The organism is Pseudomonas sp. Z4-7 (genome assembly GCF_051131965.1).
Classification (GTDB): domain Bacteria; phylum Pseudomonadota; class Gammaproteobacteria; order Pseudomonadales; family Pseudomonadaceae; genus Aquipseudomonas.
The window spans coordinates 5,154,426-5,171,360 of sequence record NZ_CP071642.1; the positions used below are offsets into that span (position 1 = coordinate 5,154,426).

Here is a 16,935-nt window from a genome sequence, read left to right on the forward strand (position 1 = left end):
GCCTCAGCGGGCGATGATCAACGGATGCCCGCGCTCCGGATGGGACTGCACTAGCACTTCCAGGCCGAATACCGCTTTGAGCGGCTCCGGGCGCAGCACGTGCCGGGGCGTGTCCAGGGCCACCGGCCGGCCGGACGCAAGCAGCAACAGGCGGTCACAGTAACGCGCCGCCAGGTTCAGGTCATGCAGGATCACCAGCACCGCGGCGCCGCGACCGGCGAATTCACGCACCGCTTGCAGAATGGTGTGCTGGTGCAAGGGATCGAGCATCGAAGTCGGCTCGTCCAACAACAGCGTCTGCCCCACCTCGCCCGGCCACAGTTGCGCCAGCACCCGCGCCAGGTGCACCCGCTGGCGTTCGCCACCGGACAGGGTCAGGTAGTTTCGGCCACACAGATGCGTGGCATCCGCGGCCTGTAATGCCGATTCAACGATCTGCGCGTCCCGCACCTGGCCGCTCTGGTGGGGCAGGCGCCCCATGCCGACCACCTCTTCCACGCGGAATGCAAAATCCAGGGTCGATGATTGTGGCAACACCGCCAGACGACGGGCGCGCTCGGCGCCGCCCCACTGGGCGAGGGGCCTGTCGTCGAGCCAGACCTGACCCCGGGCCGGACGCAACTCGCCACACAAGCCTGCCAGCAGCGTACTTTTGCCCGCACCGTTGGGCCCGAGCACACCGAGCACTTCGCCGGGATTGAGCTGAAAGTCGATGTCCGCCAGTACGGTTTTGCGGCCCCGGAGAATATGCAGGTCATGCGCTCGCAGCATCAGGCACGCCCCCGCAGCAACAGATACAGGAAGAACGGTGCACCGATGAACGCGGTGACAATGCCGATGGGCAATTCCGCCGGGGCCAGCGCGAGGCGCGCCACCAGATCGGCGAACAGCAGCAGGCTCGCCCCGGCCAGGATTGAAGCCGGTAGCAGGACGCGATGGTCGGGGCCCGCCATCAGCCTTACCAGATGCGGCACCACCAGCCCGACAAAACCGATCATGCCCGCAGCCGCCACCGCGGCCCCAACGCCCAGCGCCGTGCAGAACACCAGCTCACGCTTGAGCCGTTCGACGTCAATGCCCAGGTGCGCAGCCTCGGACTCGCCGAGCAACAAGGCGTTGAGCGCACGGGCCCGACGCGGCAACCAGATCGCCACGCCGACGCTGACCAGCAGCAGGGGCCACAAGCGCGCGTAGGTGGCGCCGTTCAGGCTGCCCAGGTTCCAGAACGTCAGGGTGCGCAGGGTCGCGTCATCCGCCAGGTAAGTGAACAAGCCGACCGCCGAGCCGGACAGCGCGGTCAGGGCGATCCCGGCCAGAAGCATGGTCGCGACGTGAGTCTGACCGTTGCGCCGGCCGAGGCGATAGACCAGCGCCGTGACCCCGAGCCCGCCAAGGAACGCACACAGTGACAAAAGATAAGGTCCCAGCGCTTCGGGCAGCCCGCCCAGCATCGAACCGCCGACGATGGCAAACGCTGCCCCCAGCGCCGCACCACTGGAAACCCCGACCAGCCCCGGGTCCGCCAGCGGGTTGCGAAACAGCCCCTGCATCGCCACGCCGGATAACGCCAATACCCCGCCCACCGCCAGCCCCAGCAAGGTACGCGGCAGGCGGATCTGGCCAAGGATCAGTTCGGCCTGTTCCAGGCCATCGGCAGCCACCGGCAAGCCCGACAGGCGCATGGCGGCGCGCAGGGTATCGAACAGCGGCAAGCTCACCGGCCCCAAGGCCAGGGACAACCAGATCGCCAGCAGGCATAGCAGGCCCAGCCCGATGAATAAAGTGCGTGGCTTGACCAGCGCAGTCATGGGGTCTTGACCGGATAAAAACCGTCGGTGAGCTTCACCAGGCTTTGCGGCAGGCGCGGACCCAATCCGCCCACCAGCAGCGTCGGGTCCAGTTCCATGACACGCCCACTCTTGGCGGCCCGGGTCGAGGACAAGATCGGATTTTCCTTGAACAGCGCGGCGCGCGCTTCTTGGCCGGTCAAGGCTCGATCGGCGAAGACCAGCACTTCAGGATTCAAGCTGGCAAGGGTTTCCACGGAAAACGGTTTGTAGCCGCTGTGGGTCGCCAGGTTGTGACCACCGGCCTGCTCCAGCAACCAGTCGGCGGCGGTGCCTTTACCGGCGATCAGCGATTTGCCGCCAGCATTGCCCACCAGCAGCAATACGCCAGGCGCCTTCTGCTTGAGCCGGGCTGCGTTTACGCGGACGGCGTGCTGGGAAAGCCGTTGTCGATAGTCATCGAACAACTCCGCAGCCTTGGTCTCGGCCCCCAAGAGCTGCCCCAAGTGACGCAGATTGGTCTGAAGCGCCTCCAGGCTCGGCGCCGCCGAGAACAACTCGACCGGCACCCCGGCCGCACGAATTTGCGCGAGCACCGGCGGCGGTCCCATTTCTTCGGTACCCACCAGAATTTGCGGCCGCAAGCTCAGCACGCCCTCCGCCGACAGCTGTCGCTGATAACCGATGCTGGGCAGCGCTCGCAACGACTCGGGATGCTGGCTGGTGGTGTCCACGCCCACCAGCTTCGACTCACCGCCGAGCGCACTGACCCACTCCGACAAGGCCCCCCCAGCGCTCACCCAGCGTTGCGGCAGATCGGCCGCCAGCGCTCCCTGGCTGGCCAAAAGGACGACACAGAGCGCAGCAACGCGGAAATTCAAGCGCATCGGATAGCTTCCTCAGAGAAATTTTTCACAGGGCCGAGCCTGGCGACGTATCCTCGGTCACCTGTGAAGGAGGCGCCATTTGATAATTGTTTTCATTTGACCGTCAAGCGCGGAACCTATGCCACATGAATCCCACAGGAGGATTCACAGACATGTCGAGACCCACATGAAATACCTTTGCGCCGCCGCTGAGTTACCGGACAACAGCAGTCGCGGCTTCGACATTGAAGGGCGCAAGGTCCTGGCCGTGCGACGTGCAGGCCAGGCCTACGTCTATCTCAACCGCTGCCCGCATCGCGGCGTGCCGCTGGAGTGGCAGCCTGACCAGTTCCTCGACCCCAGCGCCAGCCTGATCCAGTGCGCAACCCATGGCGCATTGTTCCTGATCGAAAGCGGTGAATGCGTCGCCGGCCCTTGCGCCGGGCAGTTCCTGGCCGCGCTAGACAGCCGGGAGGATGATCAGGGCATCTGGGTCGACCTGTAGCGGTTCAAGCAATACCGGCAGCGGGCGATCCACCCATATCTGCTCCGGCGTCAAGGTGACCCCGTAGGCCAACACTTCCACCCCGGCGGCCACCGCCTCACGCAACGCCGCCGCATACACCGGGTCGATTTCCTGCGCCGGGCGCACCGCGTCGATGCCACTCAGGTTTACGCAATACAGCTGCACCGCCCGTACGCCGTCGCGGGCCAGACAAGCCAGTTCCCGCAGATGTTTGGCGCCACGCAGCGTCACCGCATCGGGAAATGCCGCCACGTTTGTTGCATCGAAACCCAGCGTGACACTTTTGACCTCGACCCAGGCCGAGGTCTGGTCGGCATAGTCGAGTCGAAAATCGATACGGCTGTTCTCCACGCCGTAGGCGACTTCGCGCTTCAGCCCGACAAAACCGTTCAGCTCCTTGATGACACCCGCGCGCAGCGCCTCTTCAACCAGGGGGTTGGCTCGCGCGGTGTTGATGCAGGCCAACCGGCCTTGAGGGGTTTCGCCTATTTCCCAGGTCCCTGGCAGCTTGCGCTTGGGATCGCTGGAGCGGCTGAACCAGACGCGTGCGCCCTCGGCCATGCAATTGAGCATCGAGCCGGTGTTCGGGCAGTGGATGGTGAGCAGTTCGCCGTCAATGGTCTCGATATCGGCGAGAAAACGCTTGTAACGTCGAATCAGTCGACCTTCTTCCAGTACAGGAGAAAAACGCATCAGCCTCGCCAGCTCCGCAGTCCACGTTCGATTCGCGTCACCGCTTCCTGTAGCCGAGGCAGGCTTTGGGTGTAGGCAAAACGCACATGATGACCGGCCTGGTGCCGACCGAAATCCAGCCCCGGCGTGAACGCCACGTGTTCGGTTTCCAGGAAATGCTGGCAGAACGCAAAGGCATCGCCGCCGAACGCGTTGATATCGGCGTAAAGATAGAACGCACCTTCGGGCTCCACCGCGATGCCGAATCCCAACCCACGCAACGCCGGCAGCAGGAAGTCGCGACGCCGCGCAAACTCGGCACGACGCTGCTCGAAAATCTCGATGGTCGCGGGTTCGAAACAGGCCAGGGCCGCGTGCTGGGCCATGCTCGGCGCACTGATGTAAAGATTCTGCGCAAGTTTCTCCAGCTCACTGACCGCCGCCGAAGGGGCCACCAGCCAACCGAGCCGCCAACCGGTCATACCGAAATACTTGGAAAAACTGTTGAGAACAAAAGCATCGTCGTCCACTTCCAGCACACTGGTGGCGTCGGTGCCATAAGTCAGGCCGTGATAGATCTCATCGACGACCAGATGGCCATTGTGGCCTTTGATTGCCCTGGACAACCCCGCCAACTCGTCCCGAGAGAGAATCGTCCCGGTCGGGTTGGCCGGCGACGCCACCAATGCCCCCACGCTGTCTTGATCCCAATGGCGATCCACCAGGTCCGGGGTCAGTTGGTAACGCACGTCCGGCCCTACTGGCACCAATTGCGCAGCACCTTCGATCAGGCGCAGGAAATGGCGGTTGCAGGGGTAGCCAGGATCGGCCAGCAACCAATGCTTGCCCGGGTCGACGAGCAGGGCACTGGTCAGCAACAAGGCACCAGACCCACCCGGCGTGACCAGGATGCGCCGCGGATCGATGTCGACGCCGTGGCGCTGCGCATAAAAGCCGGCGATGGCCTCGCGCAACTCGGGAATGCCGCGGGCTGCGGTGTAACGGGTCTTGCCGGCCGCCAGGGCGGCCTGGCCGGCCTGGATGATCGGCTCGGCGGTAGTGAAGTCCGGCTCGCCGATCTCCAGATGGATGACGTCGTGCCCGGCAGCCTGCAATTCGTTGGCGCGCGCCAACAGCGCCATGACATGGAACGGTTCGATGGCACGGCTGCGTGCGCTGTAGGGCTGGGCCATTGGGGCCCTCCTTCACGAAAAAAGAACCGATTCTACCCAACTCGGGCAGCGGTGCGGGAACGAGCGGGAATACACAATGGTCCTACCGTAGATCGCTGGAAATGGCTCCGGCGATTGGCCCAGGCTTGACTAGAATCAAGCATTGAGCAGGATTGCACCCCCACCGAAGCGAACCCGGCCACGTTTTACAGGCCCCGGCCGCCGCAGGCTCGACAACCGGGAGTAGCGCGGCCCGATTTGATCTGGTAAGTTCGCCCGCTTGCAGCCGCAGGGCCGGCAGGTGTCGGTGATGGAGCAATCCTGCGTAGTGGATTACAAGAGTAGAGGCGGTCCATTCATGCCCACCCAAGCAAAGCAGAATCAAAATCAGTCGCTCAGCGGGTTTGAGCCGTATATCCCACAACCGGGCGAAGAGTACATGGGCGCCCCGATGCGCGCGCACTTCACCAAGATCCTGAACAAGTGGAAACAGGACTTGATGCTGGAAGTCGACCGCACCGTGGACCATATGAAGGACGACGCTGCCAACTTCCCCGACCCGGCCGACCGTGCCAGCCAGGAAGAAGAGTTCGCCCTCGAACTGCGCGCCCGTGACCGGGAACGCAAGCTGATCAAGAAAATCGACAAGACGCTGCAACTGATCGAAGACGAAGAATACGGCTGGTGCGAGTCCTGTGGCGTCGAGATCGGCGTCAAGCGACTGGAAGCACGTCCAACCGCAGACATGTGCGTCGACTGCAAGACCCTGGCGGAAATCAAGGAAAAACAGGTCGGCAAGTAATCGCCGGGGCTGTCACCGAAACGGAGCGTTCATACGCTCCGTTTTTTGTTTGCGATGCTTTCCCCAAGCTTTGGTGCATCCCCTGTGGGAGCGAGCTTGCTCGCGATAGCGGCCTGTCAGACGCATCAATGCTGGCTGATCCCCCGCTATCGCGAGCAAGCTCGCTCCCACAAGGAATAGGCTTTGTTGTCGAGATTGCATTCCTCCTGCCCGGACCCAGTAACATTCGCCTTATGACTGCCTACATCGGACGCTTCGCCCCCACCCCCAGCGGCCACCTGCACTTCGGCTCGCTGGTCGCCGCCCTGGCGTCGTACCTCGATGCCCGGGCCGTCGGCGGGCGCTGGTTGTTGCGCATGGAAGACCTCGACCCACCGCGGGAGGAGCCCGGCGCGCAAGCGGCGATCCTGAATGCGCTGCAAACCTATGGTTTTGAATGGGATGGCGAAATGGTCCGCCAGAGCGACCGCCATGAAGCCTATCAACTGGTCATCGATCGCTTGTTCAGCCAAGGCCTGGCCTACGCCTGCACCTGTTCGCGCAAGCAACTGGAACCGTATCAGGGTATTTACCCGGGGCTATGCCGCAACGCCGGCCACGATACCGAGGACGCCGCCATCCGCCTGCGCGTCCCCGAGCTTGAATATCACTTCACCGACCGGGTCCAGGGCGAATTTCGCCAGCATCTGGGCCGTGAGGCCGGTGATTTCGTGATCCGTCGTCGTGACGGGCTCTACGCCTATCAGCTGGCGGTGGTCCTGGACGACGCCTGGCAAGGCGTCACCGATATCGTTCGCGGCGCTGATCTGCTGGACTCCACGCCACGCCAGCTCTACCTTCAGGAACTCCTCGGGCTGCCACAACCGCGTTACCTGCATGTGCCGCTGATCACCCAGCCCGACGGGCACAAGCTCGGCAAATCCTATCGTTCACCGCCGCTGACAGCGGACCAGGCTACGCCGCTGCTGTTACGGGCATTGCGCGCACTGGGCCAGCAACCGGGCCCGGAACTCTGCGATGCCAGCCCCCGCGAACTGCTGGCCTGGGGCATTCGGCACTGGGATGCGAGCAAGATCCCGCGCGTCCTCACCCTGCCCGAAGCGCAAATACCATGACGGCCCTTGCAGCCTGCCGCCTATCCGTTACCATCGCCGCACGTTTTCGGGCACGCGCATAAACAAAGAGAGGCCGGGATGTACATCTATCGCTTGGTCCTGCTTTTGGTAGTGGGGATCTACCTGTTCTCCCCGGCCATCATGGATTGGTGGATCGATGCCACGGGTGCCTGGTATCGGCCGTATCTGCTCTGGCTGATCCTGATCGTCGTGACCTTCATCCTGCAGAGCCAAAAAGATGCCGATGAGCTTTAGCCTGACCCAGATGATCCTGATCAGCGCCGCCTACCTGGCGGTGCTGTTCGGCGTGGCCTGGATCAGCGAACGAGGCATGATCCCCCGGGCGATCATCCGCCACCCGCTGACCTACACCCTGTCGCTGGGGGTCTACGCCAGCGCATGGGCGTTTTATGGCACGGTCGGGCTGGCCTATCAGTATGGCTATGGTTTCCTGTCCAGCTACCTTGGGGTGTCCGGGGCCTTCCTGCTGGCGCCGGTGTTGCTTTATCCAATCCTGAAGATCACCCGTACCTACCAGCTGTCATCGCTGGCCGACCTGTTCGCCTTCCGCTTTCGCAGCACCTGGGCCGGCGCGCTGACCACGATCTTCATGCTGGTCGGCGTGTTACCGCTGCTCGCTCTGCAAATCCAGGCCGTGGCCGATTCCATCAGCATCCTGACCCGCGAACCGGTGCAACATCGAGTAGCGCTGAGCTTCTGCGCGCTGATCATTCTGTTCACGATTTTTTTCGGCTCCCGGCACATCGCCACCCGGGAAAAACACGAAGGCCTGGTATTCGCCATTGCCTTTGAATCGGTGATCAAGCTGATCGCCATCGGTGGCGTCGGCCTCTACGCGCTGTACGGCGTGTTCGATGGCCCGCAACAGCTCGAGCTTTGGCTGTTGCAGAACCAGACCGCCCTCGCCGCCCTGCATACGCCTTTGCAGGAAGGCCCGTGGCGCACGCTGTTGCTGGTGTTCTTCGCCTCGGCAATCGTGATGCCGCACATGTACCACATGACCTTCACCGAAAACCTCAACCCGCGCTCACTGGTCAGCGCAAGCTGGGGCCTGCCGCTGTTCCTGCTGTTGATGAGCCTGGCGGTGCCACTGATTCTGTGGGCAGGTCTGAAACTCGGCGCCAGCACCAATCCGGAATACTTCACCCTCGGCATCGGCATTGCCGCCAACAGCAAGGCCCTGGCATTGCTGGCCTATATCGGCGGGCTGTCGGCGGCCAGCGGCCTGATCATCGTCACCACTTTGGCGTTGTCGGGCATGGCCCTCAATCATCTGGTGCTGCCGCTCTACCAGCCGCCGGCGGAAGGAAATATCTACCGCTGGTTGAAATGGACCCGCCGCGCGCTGATCGTTGCGATCATCATGGCCGGTTATGGTTTCTACCTGATGCTGGGCGACGGGCAGGACCTGGCCAACCTGGGCATCGTCGCGTTCGTCGCCACCCTGCAGTTCCTGCCCGGCGTGCTGTCGGTCCTGTATTGGCCAACCGCCAACCGCCGCGGTTTTATCGCCGGCCTGCTGGCCGGGATCCTGGTCTGGCTAGTCGCCATGCTCTTGCCGCTGCTGGGCAACCTGCAGGGGTTCTACATCCCGCTGCTGAACATGATCTACGTGCTCGACGACACCAGCTGGCACATGGCAGCCATCGCCTCGCTGGCGGCGAACGTGCTGATGTTCACCCTGATTTCGCTGTTCACCAACGCCAGCAGTGAAGAAGCCAGCGCCGCCGAAGCCTGCGCCGTGGATAACGTGCGTCGCCCGCAACGCCGGGAACTGCATGCCGCCTCGCCCCAGGAATTCGCCACGCAACTGGCCAAGCCGCTGGGCGCCAAGGCCGCACAAAAGGAAGTCGAACAGGCCCTGCGCGATCTTTACCTGCCGTTCGATGAGCGTCGCCCGTACGCGTTGCGTCGCTTGCGCGACCGGATCGAAGCCAACCTGTCCGGCCTGATGGGCCCCAGCGTGGCCCAGGACATGGTCGAGACCTTCCTGCCTTATAAGGCAGGCGGCGAAAACTACGTGACCGAAGACATCCACTTCATCGAAAGCCGCCTCGAGGACTACCACTCGCGCCTCACTGGCCTCGCCGCCGAGCTGGACGCCTTGCGCCGCTACCACCGCCAGACCCTGCAGGAACTGCCGATGGGCGTCTGTTCGCTGGCCAAGGACCAGGAAATCCTCATGTGGAACAAGGCCATGGAGGAGCTGACCGGCATCGCCGCCCAGCGCGTGGTCGGCTCGCGCCTGAGTACCCTGGGCGAGCCGTGGAAAGGTTTGCTGCAAGGCTTCATCGACCTGCCGGACGAGCACCTGCACAAACAGCACTTGGCTCTCGACGGCCAGACCCGGTGGCTGAACCTGCACAAGGCGGCGATCGACGAGCCGTTGGCGCCGGGCAACAGCGGCCTGGTGCTGCTGGTGGAAGACCTGACCGACACCCAGATGCTCGAAGACAAACTGGTCCATTCCGAGCGCCTGGCCAGCATCGGACGACTGGCCGCCGGCGTGGCCCACGAAATCGGCAACCCGATCACCGGCATCGCCTGCCTGGCGCAGAACCTGCGCGAAGAACGCGAGGACGACGGTGAGCTGACGGAAATCAGCGGGCAGATTCTCGAACAGACCAAGCGCGTGTCGCGCATTGTCCAATCCTTGATGAGTTTCGCCCACGCCGGCGGCCACCAGCACAACGACGAACCGGTGTGCCTGGCCGAAGTCGCCCAGGACGCCATTGGCCTGCTGGCACTCAACCGGCGCAATTTCGAAGTGCAGTTCTTCAACCTGTGCGACCCCGATCATTGGGTCGATGGCGATCCCCAACGGCTCGCCCAGGTGCTGATCAACCTGCTTTCCAACGCGCGCGATGCCTCGCCGGCCGGGAGCGCGGTACGGGTCAAGAGCGAAGCCTTTGAACACACGGTCGACCTGATCGTCGAAGACGAAGGCAGCGGTATCCCACAGAACATCATGGATCGATTGTTCGAACCTTTCTTTACCACCAAGGATCCTGGCGAAGGCACCGGTCTGGGCCTCGCACTGGTCTATTCCATCGTTGAAGAGCATTATGGACAAATCACCATCGACAGCCCGGCCGATGTTCAGAGCCAACGCGGCACCCGTATCCGGGTGACCTTGCCGCGTCATGTCGAAGCGACGTCCGCTGTGAACTGAGACCGTCGAGAGAATCGAATCAATGCCGCACATTTTGATCGTCGAAGACGAAACAATTATCCGCTCCGCCTTGCGCCGCCTGCTGGAACGCAACCAGTACCAGGTCAGCGAAGCCGGTTCCGTGCAAGAAGCACAAGAGCGTTTCAGCATTCCAACGTTTGACCTGATCGTCAGTGACCTGCGCCTGCCTGGTGCCCCGGGGACCGAGTTGATCAAGCTCGGCCAGGGCACGCCTGTGCTGATCATGACCAGTTATGCCAGCCTGCGCTCGGCGGTCGACTCCATGAAAATGGGTGCGGTCGACTATATCGCCAAGCCGTTCGACCACGACGAAATGCTTCAGGCCGTCGCTCGAATCCTGCGTGACCGACAAACGGCGACCAGCCAGCCTTCGGAACCGACGAACGGCAAGGCCGCGGCTCCAGGCAAGGCGGGCGCCAGCAACAGCAACGGCGAAATCGGCATCATCGGCTCCTGCCCACCCATGCAGGACCTCTACAGCAAGATCCGCAAAGTGGCACCGACCGATTCCAACGTCCTGATCCAGGGCGAGTCCGGCACCGGCAAGGAGCTGGTGGCCAGGGCGCTGCATAACCTGTCCCGCCGAGCCAAGGCGCCAATGATTTCGGTGAACTGTGCGGCCATCCCCGAAAGCCTGATCGAGTCCGAGCTGTTCGGCCATGAGAAAGGCGCCTTCACCGGTGCCAGCGCAGGGCGTGCGGGCCTGGTCGAGGCGGCGGACGGAGGCACGCTGTTTCTTGACGAAATCGGCGAACTGCCCCTGGAAGCCCAGGCACGGCTGTTGCGCGTCCTCCAGGAAGGCGAGATTCGTCGAGTCGGTTCGGTCCAGTCGCAAAAGGTCGATGTGCGCCTGATCGCCGCGACGCACCGCGACCTCAAGGGCCTGGCGAAAATCGGTCAGTTCCGTGAAGACCTGTATTACCGGCTGCACGTGATTGCCCTGAAGCTGCCGCCACTGCGCGAGCGCGGCGCGGATGTCAACGAGATTGCCAATGCCTTCCTCGCCCGCCAGAGCGCGCGGGTCAACCGCACCGACCTGAAGTTTGCCCCCGACGCCGAACAAGCCATTCGTCATTACGCCTGGCCGGGTAACGTCCGTGAGCTGGAAAACGCCGTGGAGCGCGCGGTGATCCTGTGCGAGAGCCCGGAAATTTCCGCCGACCTGCTGGGGATCGACATCGAATTGAGTGACCTGGACGATGAAGAATTCATCGGCCTGGCCCCTCAACAGGGCGGCGGCGCCAACAACACCAGCCACGAGCCCACCGAAGACCTGTCGCTGGAGGACTACTTCCAGCACTTCGTCCTGGAGCACCAGGACCACATGACCGAGACGGAACTGGCGCGCAAGCTGGGCGTGAGCCGCAAGTGCCTGTGGGAGCGCCGCCAGCGCCTGGGTATCCCACGACGCAAGACCGGCGTTGCCAGCGAGAGCTGAAACACGCAGGTAACACCGCAGGATGTGAAAAAACTGTTACCTCAGTTTTTTCACGTAACAGATGCCGGGGTTTACGGTAACGAAACCCCGGCTTTTTTTCGCCTCGAAAAAACCGCTATAACCATAGAACCCCCGGTTTCGCTGGGCCTGCCAAAAGTTGGCACGCACCCTGCTATAGCTTTGGTACAAGAACAATAACAAGCAATGCACAAGACAATAAAAATAAGACGAATCGACTCACGCACAATAAAAACAAGACGGCGAGAGGCGCAGCTAACTGATTCTTTTGGAGAGGCGTTGTATTTGGGGCTTGCCCCACAACCAGGCCGAGAACAATAAAACTGTCTCAAGACAGGTGCCTGAACTGGTTGGATCGATTGATCACTGCAACACAGCGACCAAAGCAATCCGTTTGCTCTTGGCTCCCGATTGGGAGGGTCACGAAGGGAAACCTCGTGGCGCGGGCACTCAACAAAAACAAAAAGCCCGAAACCAATAATAAAAACAGAGCACGCAACTAATTCTGGGGGAGCTTCGGCTCCCCTTGTGGTTTCTGTCATTCCGCCTTCCCCGCAGCCTACAAGCTCGTCGCCCAAAGCTTGCAGCTCAAAACTCCTGTGTCCTACACCATCCCTCGACTAAATGCTAGAATCCCCGCCCATCATGCGGTCATTCCTCGTTTTTGGCCGAATATTCCTTCAAACAGTGCATCCCATGCTGAAGAAGCTGTTCCAGTCATTCCGTTCTCCCTTGCGTCGTACGCAACACATCCGCAGCACGCCTGAAGTGCTCAACAGCGGCCAGCATTCGTTGCAAAAGGCCCAATTCAGCCGTTACGCGGTGAACATCGTCGAACGCCTGCAGAACGCCGGCTACCAGGCTTACCTGGTCGGTGGTTGCGTGCGCGACATGCTGCTTAATATCACGCCCAAGGATTTCGACGTCGCCACCAGTGCCACGCCTGAGCAGATACGAGCCGAGTTCCGCAATGCGCGGATCATCGGGCGGCGCTTCAAGCTGGTGCACATCCATTTCGGCCGCGAAATCATCGAGGTCGCGACGTTCCGCGCCAACCACCCGCAAAACGACGAAGAAGAAGACAGCAACCAGTCTTCGCGCAACGAGAGCGGGCGCATCCTGCGCGATAACGTCTACGGCACATTGGAGGAAGACGCGCAGCGCCGCGACTTCACCATCAACGCGCTGTATTACGACCCGGTCAGCGAACGCATCCTCGATTATGCCAACGGCGTTCACGACATCCGCAACCGGCTTATCCGCCTGATTGGCGATCCCAGGCAGCGTTACCAGGAAGACCCGGTGCGGATGCTGCGGGCCGTGCGTTTCGCCGCCAAGCTGGATTTTGGCATTGAAAAGCACAGCGCCCTGCCGATTCGCGAACTGGCGCCGATGCTGAGGGAAATCCCGTCGGCGCGGCTGTTCGAAGAAGTGCTCAAGTTGTTCCTGTCGGGTCACGCCGCAGACACCTTCGAAATGCTCGTCGACCTGCAGTTGTTCGACCCGCTGTTCCCCGCCAGTGCCGAGGCGCTGGAATACAACCCGACCTACACCCACACCTTGATCAGCGAAGCGTTGATCAACACCGACCTGCGCATCAAGCAGAACAAACCGGTGACCCCGGCGTTCCTGTTCGCCGCCTTGCTCTGGCCCGCCCTGCCCGCCCGGGTCCTGCGTTTGCAGGAACGCGGCATGCCGCCGATTCCGGCGATGCAGGAAGCCGCCCATGAGCTGATCGCAGAGCAATGCCAGCGCATCGCCATTCCAAAACGCTTCACGATGCCGATCCGCGAGATCTGGGACATGCAAGAGCGCCTGCCGCGGCGCAGCGGCAAACGCGCCGACCTGTTGCTGGACAACCCGCGTTTCCGCGCCGGTTACGACTTCCTGCTGCTGCGCGAAAGCGCCGGCGAACAGACCGATGGCCTGGGCGAATGGTGGACCGATTACCAGGACGCCAACGACAGCGAGCGCCGCGACATGATTCGCGAACTGAGCGGCAAGGATGACGGCGCCAGCGGCCCGCGCAAACGTCGCCGCAGCAGTGGCGCCAAGCGCAAACGTGCCGGTGCGCCAAGCGCCTCGGGCGAGTGATCGATGGAACGCATCTACATCGGCATGGGCAGCAACCTGGCCGAGCCCGCCGAACAATTGCGCAGCGCCGTCGAGGCGCTGGCGCGACTGCCCGAGACGCGATTGGCGGGCGTTTCAGCGTTCTATCAAAGCGACTCCCTGCTCCCCGGCCAGCCTCGCTATACCAATGCCGTTGCGGCGCTGGACAGCGACCTCGCGCCGCTGGACTTGCTCGATGCACTACAGGCCATCGAAACCGGCCAGGGTCGCGAGCGCCTCGAGCGCTGGGGCCCGCGCACCCTGGACCTGGATATTCTGCTGTTCGGTGATCACCTGATCGACGAGCCGCGCCTCAAAGTCCCTCATTACCATATGCACGCCCGAGCCTTTGTCCTGTATCCGCTGGCCGAGCTCGCGCCCGCCGACCTGCGCCTGGCCGATGGGCGTTTGCTCAAGGACCTCCTCGCGGCGTGCCCCTTCGTCGGCCTGGAACGCCTGCCTGCTAACTGACACCAATCCCCTGTGGGAGCGAGCCTGCTCGCGAAGGCGGTGGATCCGTTATCCACATATCCACTGACACACCGCTTCGCGAGCAGGCTCGCTCCCACAAAAAATCCGGGACCAGGCAGTCAGTTTTTAAACACGCCTCCACGCTGAAACGCATCAGTAACCTCGGTAACACCCACCGGTAACACATCCAATTGACTTCCCGGTTGCTCCTCACGACTATAGGCGTCCCGTCGCCGCCAACGCGGCGCTAATGGGCGTAATCCAGGCCTTACAAGCACCACGCATAGAAGGTGCGCCTGTATTCGAGCGCCTAATGAGGACTTTTTCATGCCAGCTATTACCCTGACCACGCTGCAAGGTCTCAAGCAGAAAGGTGAAAAAATCGCCATGCTGACCTGCTATGACGCAACCTTCGCCCATGCCTGCAACGAGGCCGGTGTCGAAGTGCTGCTGGTGGGCGATTCCCTCGGCATGGTGCTGCAAGGTCACGACAGCACGCTGCCGGTGACCACCGCCGAGATGGCCTACCATGTAGCCGCCGTCAAACGCGGTAACACCGACGCACTGATCCTCGCCGACCTGCCGTTCATGGCCTACGCCACCCTCGAACAAACCATGACCAACAGCGCCATGCTCATGCAGGCCGGTGCCCACATGGTCAAGGTCGAAGGCGCGTTGTGGCTGGCCGACTCGATCCGCCTGCTGGCCGAGCGCGGTATCCCGGTGTGCGCACACCTGGGACTGACGCCCCAGGCGGTGAATATCCTCGGTGGCTACAAGGTCCAGGGCCGCAACGAAAACCAGGCGCGGCAGATGCGTGCCGATGCGATTTCGCTGGAACAGGCCGGTGCCGCCATGTTGCTGCTCGAATGCGTACCCAGCGAGCTGGCGCAGGAAATCACTCAGGCGGTAAAAATTCCGGTGATCGGCATCGGCGCCGGTAACGCTACCGACGGCCAGGTACTGGTGCTCCACGACATGCTTGGGCTGTCGATTACCGGCCGCGTACCCAAGTTCGTGAAGAACTTCATGGCTGGGCAAACCACTATCCAGGCAGCCCTGTCCGCCTATGTCGCTGAAGTGAAGGCGACGACCTTCCCTGGCGCCGAGCACGGATTTTCCGCATGAACACCGTCAAGACCGTACGCGAACTCCGCGCCGCCGTGGCCCGTGCCCGGGGCGAAGGCAAACGCATCGCCTTTGTCCCGACCATGGGCAACCTGCACAGCGGGCACATGGCGCTGGTGACCAAGGCGGCGCAGCGGGCCGATTTTGTCGTGGCGAGTATTTTCGTCAATCCGCTGCAATTCGGCGCTGGCGAAGACCTCGACAAATATCCGCGCACCCTCGCGGCCGACCAGGAGAAACTGCTCCAGGCCGGCTGCCATCTGCTGTTCGCGCCCAGCGTAGAGGAGATGTATCCCGATGGCATGGCCGGGCAGACCCGCGTCAGCGTCCCACAGTTGTCCGAAGGCCTGTGTGGCGCCAGCCGTCCGGGGCATTTCGAAGGCGTGGCTACCGTGGTCAGCAAGCTCTTCAACATGGTCCAGCCGGATTTGGCGGTGTTCGGCCAGAAGGATTTCCAGCAACTGGCGGTGATCCGCGCGCTGGTGCATGACCTGAACATGCCGATCCAGATCATCGGCGAGCCGACCGTGCGCGCCGAGGACGGCCTGGCGCTGTCTTCGCGCAACGGTTTTCTCAGCCCCGAGCAGCGCGCCGTGGCGCCCGTGGTCTACCGTGCCCTGAGCCAGATCGCCGAAGCGATCAGGCAGGGGCAACGGGACTTCCCGGCGCTGATGGGCGAACAGCTCAAACAGCTCGAATCCGCCGGGCTGCGTCCCGATTACCTGGAAATCCGTGACGCCAGGACCTTGCGCCCAGCTGTGAGCGAGGATCGCGACCTGGTGATCCTGGTCGCCGCCTTCCTGGGCACCACGCGCCTGATCGACAACCTGCACCTGGAACTCGACACGCCCGCCTGAACACCTCAGCGCCCCTGTGGGAGCGAGCCTGCTCGCGAAAACGGCAGGTCAGTTGGCGCAAGCGTCGACTGATACGCCGCCTTCGCGAGCAGCCTCGCTCCCACAGGAGTATGGGGTGCCTGGCAGACTGTATTTGCAGATCCCGCGCGTATTGCCGCCCCCCAAGCCTTCGGGCAAACTGCCCGCCGTTTGGACCCGACCAGAGGAAACACTCATGCACGCCATCATGCTCAAGGCCAAGCTGCACCGCGCCGAAGTCACTCACGCCGTGCTCGACTACGAAGGCTCCTGCGCCATTGACGGTGAGTGGCTGGACCTGTCGGGCATCCGCGAATACGAACAGATCCAGATCTACAACGTCGACAACGGCGAGCGCTTCACCACCTACGCCATCCGTGGCGAAGAAGGCTCGCGGATGATCTCGGTCAACGGCGCTGCGGCGCACAAGGCCAAGGTCGGAGACCGCGTCATCATCTGCGCCTATGCCCATTACAGCGAAGCCGAACTGCTCAACTTCAAGCCGCGCATGCTCTACATGGCGCCGGGCAACGAACTGAGCCACACCAGCAACGCCATTCCGGTCCAGGTGGCCTGACCGAGACACTCGCTTGGCCCCCTCTCCCCTGTGGGAGCGAGCTTGCTCGCGATAGCGGAGGACCAGTCGAAGAAGATGCCGACTGACATATAGCTATCGCGAGCGAGCTCGCTCCCACAGTTGATCAACTCCGCCTGTCGGCCCCTGTCACCCGCTGTTGTA

16 protein-coding genes are annotated in these 16,935 nt (G+C 62.6%); 11 read left to right on the top strand and 5 right to left on the bottom strand.

Translation table 11 applies throughout. The features are described 5' to 3' along the window. Positions 1–3: 3 nt before the first annotated feature. From J3P91_RS23130 to J3P91_RS23140, 3 genes are read right to left on the bottom strand one after another with little or no spacing between them, the layout of a single operon-like run. Positions 4–771, bottom strand: a complete 768-nt coding sequence (locus J3P91_RS23130) for a heme ABC transporter ATP-binding protein (protein ID WP_434601849.1) — start codon at positions 769–771, stop codon at positions 4–6. Continuing rightward, complete coding sequence (locus tag J3P91_RS23135; RefSeq protein ID WP_434605211.1) at positions 771–1,754, bottom strand: FecCD family ABC transporter permease; 984 nt, start codon at positions 1,752–1,754, stop codon at positions 771–773. The genes J3P91_RS23130 and J3P91_RS23135 overlap by 1 nt, the downstream gene beginning before the upstream one ends. A gap of 50 nt (positions 1,755–1,804) precedes the next feature. Continuing rightward, entirely contained in the window at positions 1,805–2,674 is an 870-nt protein-coding gene (locus J3P91_RS23140) for a heme/hemin ABC transporter substrate-binding protein (protein ID WP_434601850.1), read from the bottom strand. 166 nt (positions 2,675–2,840) lie between these two features. Between J3P91_RS23140 and J3P91_RS23145 the strand changes: the two genes are divergently transcribed. Next, a complete protein-coding gene (locus tag J3P91_RS23145; RefSeq protein ID WP_434601851.1) occupies positions 2,841–3,158 on the top strand; it encodes a Rieske (2Fe-2S) protein in 318 nt (105 codons plus the stop codon). Here J3P91_RS23145 and sfsA read toward each other — a convergent pair. Beyond that, entirely contained in the window at positions 3,114–3,872 is a 759-nt protein-coding gene (gene sfsA / locus J3P91_RS23150) for a DNA/RNA nuclease SfsA (protein ID WP_434601852.1), read from the bottom strand. The genes J3P91_RS23145 and sfsA overlap by 45 nt on opposite strands. Continuing rightward, complete coding sequence (locus tag J3P91_RS23155) at positions 3,872–5,044, bottom strand: pyridoxal phosphate-dependent aminotransferase (protein WP_434601853.1); 1,173 nt, start codon at positions 5,042–5,044, stop codon at positions 3,872–3,874. Before J3P91_RS23155 ends, sfsA begins: the two co-directional genes overlap by 1 nt. A 337-nt stretch (positions 5,045–5,381) precedes the next feature. Here J3P91_RS23155 and dksA point away from each other — a divergent pair, with 337 nt between their 5' ends. From dksA to panD, 10 genes are all read left to right on the top strand, one after another. Next, positions 5,382–5,825: an RNA polymerase-binding protein DksA gene (gene dksA / locus J3P91_RS23160; protein ID WP_434571787.1), complete on the top strand. Its 444-nt coding sequence runs from the start codon at positions 5,382–5,384 to the stop codon at positions 5,823–5,825. A gap of 233 nt (positions 5,826–6,058) precedes the next feature. After that, complete coding sequence (gluQRS, locus tag J3P91_RS23165) at positions 6,059–6,940, top strand: tRNA glutamyl-Q(34) synthetase GluQRS (protein ID WP_434601854.1); 882 nt, start codon at positions 6,059–6,061, stop codon at positions 6,938–6,940. Positions 6,941–7,018: 78 nt separating this feature from the next. Beyond that, positions 7,019–7,195 (top strand): hypothetical protein, encoded by a 177-nt coding sequence (locus tag J3P91_RS23170; RefSeq protein WP_003176118.1) that lies wholly within the window; start codon positions 7,019–7,021, stop codon positions 7,193–7,195. Beyond that, entirely contained in the window at positions 7,179–10,133 is a 2,955-nt protein-coding gene (locus tag J3P91_RS23175) for a sensor histidine kinase (RefSeq protein WP_305498777.1), read from the top strand. The genes J3P91_RS23170 and J3P91_RS23175 overlap by 17 nt, the downstream gene beginning before the upstream one ends. 22 nt (positions 10,134–10,155) lie before the next feature. Next, a complete protein-coding gene (locus J3P91_RS23180) occupies positions 10,156–11,592 on the top strand; it encodes a sigma-54-dependent transcriptional regulator (protein ID WP_434601855.1) in 1,437 nt (478 codons plus the stop codon). A 714-nt stretch (positions 11,593–12,306) separates the two neighbouring features. Next, positions 12,307–13,704, top strand: a complete 1,398-nt coding sequence (locus J3P91_RS23185) for a polynucleotide adenylyltransferase PcnB (protein ID WP_434601856.1) — start codon at positions 12,307–12,309, stop codon at positions 13,702–13,704. A 3-nt stretch (positions 13,705–13,707) separates the two neighbouring features. Beyond that, the gene (gene folK / locus J3P91_RS23190; RefSeq protein ID WP_434601857.1) at positions 13,708–14,193 is read left to right on the top strand and encodes a 2-amino-4-hydroxy-6-hydroxymethyldihydropteridine diphosphokinase; all 486 of its coding nucleotides are present in this window, start codon (positions 13,708–13,710) and stop codon (positions 14,191–14,193) included. A gap of 327 nt (positions 14,194–14,520) precedes the next feature. Then, the gene (gene panB / locus J3P91_RS23195) at positions 14,521–15,321 is read left to right on the top strand and encodes a 3-methyl-2-oxobutanoate hydroxymethyltransferase (protein WP_434601858.1); all 801 of its coding nucleotides are present in this window, start codon (positions 14,521–14,523) and stop codon (positions 15,319–15,321) included. Continuing rightward, a complete protein-coding gene (gene panC, locus J3P91_RS23200) occupies positions 15,318–16,178 on the top strand; it encodes a pantoate--beta-alanine ligase (protein WP_434601859.1) in 861 nt (286 codons plus the stop codon). Before panB ends, panC begins: the two co-directional genes overlap by 4 nt. A gap of 214 nt (positions 16,179–16,392) precedes the next feature. Next, on the top strand, positions 16,393–16,773 hold the full coding sequence (gene panD / locus J3P91_RS23205) for an aspartate 1-decarboxylase (RefSeq protein ID WP_003228271.1): 381 nt from the start codon (positions 16,393–16,395) through the stop codon (positions 16,771–16,773). Positions 16,774–16,935: the final 162 nt, after the last annotated feature.